Genomic DNA, 8923 nt, shown 5'->3' on the forward strand with positions numbered 1-8923 from the left:
AGGGGAAAGAGAGGAAAGAAGATGAAACGGGCGGCAAAAATCTGGAGAGCCGTATTGTCACTTGCGGTGGTAATACTGATATTTGGTATATGGCGCCTTCCGGTAGGGGAGGAGCGGTATTCTGTGATCGGAGCCTGGATCCAGGTGTTCCGGGCAGAGTCGTTTATGGATTTCTGGATCCTGTCACCGGCAGGACCTACACTGGCGCTCTGTCATATTACGGTAACTCTGGCGGGGGTACTCTATCTGCTTCGGCTGATTCTGATGGTATTTGGAAAAAAGATTCACATATTGGATCTGGCCTCCAGGGCGATGGTGTTTCTTAGCCTGAATGTTTGTATACTTGTGGCAAATGTCTATGAGAGCGTCAATAACAATTCACCATTGAACGAGGAACAAAAACAACTGGTACCTTTGCTTTTTGTCTCCATCGCCAGCCTTTTTGAATATGTGGGATTCCGCTTTCTGGACGAGTGGTATGAACAGCTTGCGGCTTACCACGAAGTCAAGAGACAGGAGAGGGAGGCAAAGCTTCGCAGAAAGAAAGCGTTGTACTTCCCGGGACGTTATCCGAAAGAGCTCACCATTCTTATCTGGGAGAACTTCCGGGAGAGCATGAGCGATGGGATTCTTCTGATTGTGGGCGGGGCCCTGACGGCGATCTTTCTGATTGTTTCTTTCGGAGTCTTTCTCACTGCAGGAGCGATACCACAGATACCTGGGATTCCGCGGTGGCTTTTAAGACTCCAGGGGATTTTCCAGGGCGCCACGGTAATGATTATTTTTCTGTGCGTTCTTCTCATGTACAATCTGATTTCCAACTATACAAAAGTGCGTAACCGGGAGTACCGGACATTTTTGGTTCTGGGGATTCGGACCCGGACCATCTATCTGCTCTTTGCGGTGGAATTTGGCGTCAGTATGATTCTTTCGGCTGTTACCGGTCTGTGTTCGGGAGGGCTTGTGTATACTTTGATCCGGCATGTATTAAAGGACCGGATCGCGCTTCCGCCGTTTTTCTCAATCGAAGTACTTGGATGGGGCGGAATCGGATTTTTGCTGATTCTGGTGTTTGCAACGATGCTCAATCAGGAGAATATTCTTCGGATGGGAAATTCAACGGTGCTTTATGAGGAAAAAGAGGCAGAGACGATTCCGAATGCTGTTTGGAGGCGGATTATCTTTGGGCTTTGGGTGTTTGAACTGGGGGAAAAATGCTATACGATGACATTCATGGACGGCCGGATTGCTGGATATATTTTTGCGGCGATCGGTTTGTTTATGATTCTGACCGGATGTATGGTTCGGAGTGTAAAAAAAGCCGCAGGAAATCAGGATAAGCTTCTTAGGAATATCCTTTGGAAGAAGGAGTGGAGATACCGGTTCAAAAAGAATCGCTGGAGCATCTATGTTATGCTGGTCGTACATATATGCGTGCTTTCTTTTGAGGGCGTTCCTCTGATCGGGGCGGTGATTACGCCTCAGGCGTCAGATCAGCTCCCGTACGATATTGTGAGTATGGTATACGATCAGGATATGGATCGGGTGAAGGCGGTCATGGATACATATGATGTCGACGTCCAGATTTATCCGATGGTTAGAGTCAGCTCCATCAGTGGGAACAGCAGTTTGCAACAGGATGAACGGTCAGTAAATACGGAACAGGGGGCCTATATAGGGATCACAGAGGATACATACCGGTCGCTGAAAGAAGCGCTCGGAGAGAAGTCTAAGGACCTGGACTTAAAAGACGGAGAGATTTACACGGTTTACCAGCAGAATGTTTCCATGCCTTCCCGGAGCCTGGATTACAGCGGATCCAGAACGGGAAACTATCTCCGGTTCGGACAGCCTCTCTTCTATTACAGTGTCGACCGCAAGCACGAGCTTTTCCAAGGACATAAGGAGACCGGGCGAGAGCGGGATCTTCTCATCGGGATGCTGGGAGAAGGAGAGCAGGAGCATCTGGTTGTATTTTCTGATGAGGAATTTGAGCGCGGATATACAAAGATCAGGGAGAAAAACGAGGAGAATCTGCCAATCCTTCGGGAGAAGGAAGAACTGGCTAGGGAGCAATATCTGATGGAACACGAGGACAATCTGACAGACGGACCGACGAATCTGATTCTTTGGGATGTGCCAAAGGAGCAGTACGACGATGTGGTATTGGCACTGTCCTTTTTGGAAGAGGATCACCCTATCGATCGCTTGTTTGATGAGCGGGTCGGAAATCTCTATCCAAAGGATCAGATGATAACGACTGTCAGGGAGTTCAATGTGGGAGATATGGCAATTCAGGCAGTAGCGGCAGCGCTGCTCTTTGTCTTCGGTCTTTTCCAGATTTACTCTAAGACTGAGAGTGAGGCGGCTGCCATACGGGAACAGGATCTCTTCCTTCTTCGACTTGGTATGAAAGAGAAGGAGAGAAAAAGACTTATGCACCGCCAGATACACAAGCCGTTTTGGATTTCGGCAGCAGCCGGAGTGGTTGTTGAAGCTGTGTTTGCGCTGTTGACCTTTGAGAACCGGTCTTATCAGCCGGATGATATCCTGCGCTATACGATAGCGGCGGTGGTCTTTACGATCTTCTATTATCTCTTGTGGGAGATTTGGCTTACCTATATGGAAAGAAAGATATGGAAGGGCATGGGAAAGCAGAAGTAATCTTTTCTTGCCGAACAACAAAGCGCGAATCCAAAGGAAAAGGTATCCTCTGGGTTCGCGCTTTGCCATGCTGCCCTTGAAATGCAAAGGAAACTGTCTCTTGTGTGGGATTTTCTTTCTTTTGTGACAGGGGTCTTGAAGATAGAAAACAGGAGACTTATAATGAACGCACAAGGGGAAAGGAGGGGGGGAGGATGATCCAAATCGCGGTTTGTGACGATCAGAAACTGGTCAGTGAGAAGATCAAAGAAATGATTCTGCATGGCGATGAAAACAGGTATGAAGTAGAGGTGTTTTCCGATGGAAGAGCGCTTCTTAATTCCGGAAAGACGTTTGATATTCTGTTTCTGGATATTGATATGCCGGGACTTGACGGGATCGAGACAGCCAAGGCGCTCAGGAAGAGTGATAAAAAGGTGAAAATCATCTATATTACAAATTACGGTGGTTTCGCCGGATATGCTTTCGGTGTCCATGCGTTTGGTTATCTCTTAAAGCCGGTCAAGGAGCCGGACATCAAGCGGCAGCTCAAGGAGGCAAGGGAATATATGGAAAAGGAAAGTGAGCGTCCCATGGCAGAACTGTTCACAAAGGCAGGGCGGATCCGGATTGCGGTGGAGGATATTTACTATTTTGAATATACTTCCCGGATGCTTCAGGTGCATACACGGGAGGGAGTCTATGAACAACAGGAGAAAATCAGCGAATGTCTGGAAAAGATGCGCCCTTACGGCTTTGCGATGCCACACAAGAGCTTTGTGGTCAATCTGGATCAGGTCCGGGGGATACGGGGTTATGATATCACACTGATGGACGGAAGCATTGTTCCACTGTCCCAGAAAAAAGGGAAGAGCTTCCGGGAGGAGTTGGGTCTCTTTCTGGCGGGACGAATGTGAGGGAAAGGAAATGGAAATTGGATATACAATGTTGGAACGGGCGATCCTCGGTCTGTCAGGAGCGGCTTACTGTACAGGTTACAGCTATGCGGCGTGGTATTTCCTGAAACGAAACCACAGGGCGGATGAAATCCCGGGGATGTTTAGGGCACTTACAGTGCTTCTTCTGTTTTTAAGCTCGGTACTCTCGCTTTGGCAGGAACATGCGCTCCTTTACGCGGGGACAGGAATGGTAATTTTAATCATTTTGTCTGTGGGAGCCTATCAGCGGAGCAGGACGGGGATTGTGGAGACGCTGCTGTTCGCCATGGCGGTCTTCGGGAGTTATCTGATCTTTACACTGCTTTTACAGCTTCTGTGGTTCGGATTTGGTTCCGCTGTAGCGATGAAAGTCGGAGAATGGTATTTTCTATGGCGTTCAGCGATTTATCTGATTCTGGCTGCAGAGTACATTCTAATCTCACGATACTTTGTAAAGGTTTTCCGGGGAAAGGACCAGGTGCTCCTGACAAAGGGGCAGACGATGATTTTTCTCGTGTTTCCGTTCCTGATGCTGGGACTTCTTTTCGGGCTCTATCTTGGAGGGGACACTCTGATGCTCATCTATGGATACAGCAGCATTGCTGTGATCGCTTTTGGGATTGTTCTACTGCATCTGCTGGTGACCTATCTGTTTGGCTACATGATGGAGCAGCAGAAGAAAAATTTAGGCTTGAAGCTCTATGAGCAGCAACGTCAGATGATGATGCACCAATATCAGGAGCTGGAGGAAAAGTACCAGGCATCCCGCAAAGTCATCCACGATGTGAAAAATCACATCCAGATGATAGGAGAGCTGTACCATTCAGGAGATCTGGAAGCGGCGGACGCTTACTGCCAGGATATTGGCGGGATGCTGAGAAGCCTGGAGAGGGTCACATATACAGATCACCGGATGCTGAACCTGATTCTCAATGAGAAGCTGAATATGCAGGAGATGAAGGGAGCAAGACTCCACATTGAGATCGGGACGGCGGATCTTTCGTTTCTGAAGGATATTGACGTGACGACGATTTTTACCAACTTGCTGGATAATGCAAGAGAGGCGATCGCTGATACAAAAGATGAGCGGTATCTTTTCCTCAAGGTGGAGAAGGCAAGGGAATTCCTTGTGATCTGTCTGAGGAACTCCTGTCCGGCAAAGCCGAAGACGAGAAAAGGCCATGCAGGACTGGGGCTCGTTAATGTCCGTCATGTGGTGGAAGCCTATGGCGGGACAATGCAGGTCAGCCGTATCCAGGAAGGTTATCAGACGAGTATTACCATACCAATAGTAGAAAGAAGGGAAGAAGTATGAGAACAATCAAACCGATTTTGGGAATCGTTCTGGTGTTCGTTTTGACGGCATTTCTGGCCGTTGGATGCACATCCAGACTTTCCGACAAATTTGACGAAAACCAGGTGGAAAAGCAGGCGGAAAAGGTCGCGACCCTTTCGTGTACCGGTAAAATCAGCGAGGCGTACGGTTTATTAAGCGATCTGTTAAAGGCGCAGGTCACAGAGGAGCAGATTACTGCCGGGATCGAGGGAACTATCGAGCCGCTGGGAGAGTTTGAAAAGATTAACGGCACCAATGTCAGCAGTCAGAAAGACAAGGATACGGGAACCGAATACGCGCTTGCTATTGTCATAGCAAAATTCGAGGAGGGTAAGGCACAGTTTACGATTTCTTTTGATACAGAGATGAACTGTGTCGGATTCTATATCAAATAAAAGGAGGGATCCATTATGACGACATTCAGACATTACAGGAAAATAGAGATTGTGGCATCGCTTGTCATGTGGGTTATTACCATCGGGGTGGGCGTCTATCTGGCAGCCATGTGGAGCCGGATCCCGGACATCGTCCCGACCCACTATGGGCTGTTTGGACAGCCGGATGCATGGGGAGGGAAAACGAGTATTTTGGGACCGTTTCTTGTCCAAGTGGTCGTGATGCTCATAGACCAGGTGGCGCTTCATCAGGCGGTAAAGTCTACGATCAAGACAGGATTACCGGTGATGATAAATCGGAACTGTATTGTCCTCACCGGCCCTGTGATCGCGGTTATTTTCGGATGGATTACCGTCGGTACAATCGGGTTTGGAAAGCTGGGAAAATATTTTATTGCAGTAGCCTTTGTGTTGGTGGCGGTTTTGATGGCGGTGATTGTAATCAGCCAGAAGCATGATGCTAAAAGGATGGAAGAATTTCGGAACAGAACAGGGTACGCAAAGGAGAAAAAAAGACCGGTACGGGAGGACGACACTCATGGAATTCCGGACATGAAATTCCAGGGGAAAGTGGATCTGTGGGCGCGGGCATTGGTCATTTTTGTCAATGTCATGATGCTCTGGGCCGTTTTTTCAAGTTTAAATCAGGGAAAGGAAAGTATGATAGAGATCGTCATTGTACTGATGGTACTTGTTATAGTGGATCTTCTGATGGTGCCGATGTGTTTCAGGAACTATATTCTTCTTGGAGAGCAGGAACTTCTGATTGTATTTGGTCTTATCAAAAAGCGGATCCGCTATAGTAACATTGAGCTTTTGGAAGAGACGCATAATCCGCTTTCTTCTCTCGCAATGTCTTTTGACCGGATCTACATCCACACTTCATCTGGTGATGACGTGCTCGTGGCAGTGAAGGAGAAGAAAGCATTTATCGAGGAAGTATACCGCAGGGCTGGTATCTTTTAGTAAAAATACTTAAATTCAGAATCTGAGCAAAAGTAAACTGACAGGAAGAAAATCACGGGACGGTCTTGACCGTCCCGTGATTTTCTTTGCCTTCGGTTATTTTGAACAATAAATATGAAAGCGCTTTCATATTTTTGGAAAAAGAAGTTCAAAAATTTTTACAAAAAATTAATAATTAAATTATGTAAAATGACAAAATGCTGAGAAAACGAGTGAAAATATTGACTTTATTTGTATAAACGATATAATCGGAAATATGAAAGCGCTTTTAGAAAGAGAGAACGGATAGGAAAAGAAAACAAAAGAATAACAGGAGGCATTTATGGAATATGTAATTGGAATTTTGTTATTGGTTTCCTTCTTCGGACTGGTTGTTTATGCAGTACGCGGAGGAAATCTAATGCTAGGCATTTTCGTGATGGGCGTCATCTGGACAGTACTCCCAATGATCGGAAATACATTCGCTACCAACCCGGATTTCATTGCGGCTAATAAAGATGCAGTAAGTATTACCTGGATTGAGGCACTGGAAAAGACGTTTCAGAGTGGTCCGGAAGGATGGGGAGCGACACTTGTAAACGTCATCTTTGGCGCATGGTTCGGACGTGTCCTGATGAACACGGGAATCGCTTCTACCCTGATTCGTACAACGACAGAGCTTGGCGGAGACAAACCGGCACTGACCTGTATTCTGCTTTGTGTCGTGACAACCGCATGCTTCTCCTCTATATTCGGGGCAGGAGCAGTCGTAGCAATCGGAGTTATTGTACTTCCCATTTTTATGTCCCTTGGAATCCCGAAGGTACTTGCAACCTGTGCGTTTATGATGAGCGTCGGCGCCGGAATGTTTGTCAACCCGGTACTATACGGACAGTACTCTGCATTCTTCCTTGATGAAAATGGAAAGACACTCTATTCTTATGAACAGCATACATCCTGGGGGATCTATGCACTTCTCATTCAGGTGGCATTTATTATCGTGATGGTATTGGTACTATCCAGGCAGAAAAAAGTACATACCTGGGCGGCAACCGTTCCGGTAAAGAAGAACAGAAGAGGGGATAACGCTCCGGGAATCTCTTTGATTTCCCCGATTATCCCGGTTGTGCTTTTGATTGTGTTCAAAGTTCCGATTATCCTTGGATTTATTATCGGAAGTCTTTACGCACTCGTTACCTGCAAGAAGATCAAGAATTGGGGGCAGACCTGCCGGATGATTAATAAAGATTTCTTCGACGGCGTGGTAGATACCGCTCCGCTGGTAGGATTTCTGCTCGTACTTCCGATCTTTAACAAGGCGGCAGAACTCTGTGTCCCGTATTTCAACGCTTTGCTTGGAGGAATTATCCCGAACAATACGCTGGTCATCAGTATTGTATTTGCGGTTCTGGCTCCGATCGGAATGTTTCGTGGGCCGCTCACCTTATTCGGATGCGGCGCGGCAACACTTGGTATTCTGAAAGGAATCGGATTTTCCACAGCATACCTTGCGCCGCTGATTATCATACCTAGTACGGTTATGAATGTATCCTGCTGTATTACACAGTCTTGGATCGTATGGGGTGTAAACTACACGAAGGTTGCTACAAAGGATTTCCTGAAGCTCAGTGCAGTATCCGGATGGATGATCTGCATCATCCTTCAGGCAATGGTTTACTTGATGTTCGGTTAGGATCATGGATGGAGGAATCACAAATATGGAAAGAAGAAAAGTCAGAATGGGAATTGACGTCGGTGGTACACATACAAAAGCAGTGGCAATCGACAATGCTACCCAGCAGATCATCGGAAAGTCCTCTGTCAAGACGACGCACGATGATGAAAAGGGTGTGGCGGCCGGAGTTGTGCAGGCATTTGAAAACTGTCTGAAAGAAAATAATATTGATCCGAAGGATGTAGTGTTCGTCGCTCACAGTACGACACAGGCAACCAACGCCCTTATCGAAGGAGATGTGGCAAAAGTCGGAATTGTAGCATCCGCAAGAGGCGGTTTGGAAGGATTCCTGGCAAAAGCTCAGACAAAACTCAAAGACATTGATCTTGGATCCGGAAGGAAAATTGAGATTACAAGCCGTTTCATAAAGGAACAAGACTTAAACCATGATTCCATCAAAAAAGCGGCGGAAGATATGAAGCGAGAAGGCGCGGAAGTTATCGTAGCGTCCGAGGCGTTCGGCGTAGATGATATGAGCAGTGAGAAAGCGGTTTACGAAGTGACGAAAAAAGAAATGGGAATGGAGACCAGCATGGCGTCTGATATCACCAAGCTCTACGGACTCACGAGACGGACAAGAACGGCGGCGATCAATGCCAGCATCCTCCCGAAGATGCTTAACACAGCGAATTCTACCGAGGCAAGTGTCCGTGCGGCAGGCGTGGAAGTGCCACTGATGATCATGCGTGGTGATGGTGGTGTTATGGAGATCAACGAGATGAAGAAACGTCCCGTACTGACCATGCTTTCCGGACCGGCAGCATCTGTTATGGGATCTCTCATGTACCTGCGAGCCTCCAATGGTGTGTACTTTGAGGTTGGTGGAACGACGACCAATATCGGTGTGATTAAGGATGGCCGCCCTGCCATCGATTACTCTGTCGTTGGCGGACACCGGACATACATTACTTCCTTATGCGGACACTTTCAT

General features: G+C 47.2%; 7 protein-coding genes. All 7 read left to right on the plus strand.

Annotated features, from left to right (window positions below; all coding sequences use genetic code 11):
* Window positions 1-21 precede the first annotated feature (21 nt).
* Complete coding sequence (locus tag AOA56_RS13025) at window positions 22-2664, plus strand: FtsX-like permease family protein (protein ID WP_053769832.1); 2643 nt, start codon at window positions 22-24, stop codon at window positions 2662-2664.
* Between the two features lie 194 nt (window positions 2665-2858).
* Complete coding sequence (locus AOA56_RS13030; RefSeq protein ID WP_053769833.1) at window positions 2859-3560, plus strand: LytR/AlgR family response regulator transcription factor; 702 nt, start codon at window positions 2859-2861, stop codon at window positions 3558-3560.
* 10 nt (window positions 3561-3570) lie between these two features.
* A complete protein-coding gene (locus AOA56_RS13035) occupies window positions 3571-4896 on the plus strand; it encodes a sensor histidine kinase (protein ID WP_024731591.1) in 1326 nt (441 codons plus the stop codon).
* The gene (locus AOA56_RS13040) at window positions 4893-5312 is read left to right on the plus strand and encodes a DUF3887 domain-containing protein (RefSeq protein WP_053769834.1); all 420 of its coding nucleotides are present in this window, start codon (window positions 4893-4895) and stop codon (window positions 5310-5312) included. The genes AOA56_RS13035 and AOA56_RS13040 overlap by 4 nt, the downstream gene beginning before the upstream one ends.
* Window positions 5313-5327: 15 nt before the next feature.
* Window positions 5328-6278 (plus strand): PH domain-containing protein, encoded by a 951-nt coding sequence (locus AOA56_RS16050; protein WP_053769835.1) that lies wholly within the window; start codon window positions 5328-5330, stop codon window positions 6276-6278.
* A 322-nt stretch (window positions 6279-6600) separates the two neighbouring features.
* Window positions 6601-7950: a hypothetical protein gene (locus tag AOA56_RS13050; protein WP_053769836.1), complete on the plus strand. Its 1350-nt coding sequence runs from the start codon at window positions 6601-6603 to the stop codon at window positions 7948-7950.
* Window positions 7951-7975: 25 nt separating this feature from the next.
* The coding region (locus tag AOA56_RS13055) for a hydantoinase/oxoprolinase family protein (RefSeq protein WP_278277153.1) at window positions 7976-8923 on the plus strand (948 nt) is incomplete at its 3' end.

Source organism: Sellimonas intestinalis (genome assembly GCF_001280875.1).
GTDB classification, from domain to species: Bacteria; Bacillota; Clostridia; order Lachnospirales; family Lachnospiraceae; genus Sellimonas; species Sellimonas intestinalis.

Coding starts and splice junctions, on each gene's coding strand:
- AOA56_RS13035 (WP_024731591.1), top strand. CDS start 3,571: ATGGAAATTGGATATACAATGTTGGAACGGGCGATCCTCGGTCTGTCA.
- AOA56_RS13025 (WP_053769832.1), top strand. CDS start 22: ATGAAACGGGCGGCAAAAATCTGGAGAGCCGTATTGTCACTTGCGGTG.
- AOA56_RS13040 (WP_053769834.1), top strand. CDS start 4,893: ATGAGAACAATCAAACCGATTTTGGGAATCGTTCTGGTGTTCGTTTTG.
- AOA56_RS13030 (WP_053769833.1), top strand. CDS start 2,859: ATGATCCAAATCGCGGTTTGTGACGATCAGAAACTGGTCAGTGAGAAG.
- AOA56_RS13050 (WP_053769836.1), top strand. CDS start 6,601: ATGGAATATGTAATTGGAATTTTGTTATTGGTTTCCTTCTTCGGACTG.
- AOA56_RS16050 (WP_053769835.1), top strand. CDS start 5,328: ATGACGACATTCAGACATTACAGGAAAATAGAGATTGTGGCATCGCTT.